The organism is Bacteroides sp. AM23-12, assembly GCF_003434395.1.
Lineage (GTDB): Bacteria > Bacteroidota > Bacteroidia > Bacteroidales > Bacteroidaceae > Bacteroides > Bacteroides thetaiotaomicron.
This window is the reverse complement of sequence record NZ_QTLF01000066.1, coordinates 1-369: the sequence shown is the minus strand read 5'-3', so window position 1 is coordinate 369 and position 369 is coordinate 1. Positions and strand designations below refer to the sequence as shown.

Genomic DNA, 369 nt, shown 5'->3' with positions numbered 1-369 from the left:
GGTGCGTCGTTGCGCGAGGGACCTGTTGTAATCGAAACTCCCCTCGGGAGAGGCATAGCCTTTTATATGTACCTCCGTGAGTGACGTTCCTTGAATATTCAGGTTCTCCGAGAGGAACTTCCTCAGCCTGTCAAGTTCCTGGGCGTTGCCTGCGAAATGTTCCTGCAGGTCATGGCGTGCAACAGGAAAGACCACCTTGCAGTCGAAGGAATCCTTGTAGCATTTGATCATGACCTTTTCCGGCTCAATGAAATTGTAGGCATAATCCTTCTCCCCAAAGAGGGGGATACCGGCTTGAAAGGCGATGTCCTCGCTCTCGTTCGTGCCGCACTCGGCACAGCCGTACGACACCTCCCTGACAACGAGCCG

Annotated in this window: 1 pseudogene; it reads right to left on the bottom strand. The window is 53.9% G+C overall.

From position 1 onward, the window contains the following. Positions 1–369: pseudogene (locus DW640_RS24165) on the bottom strand (hypothetical protein); the annotation flags it as partial.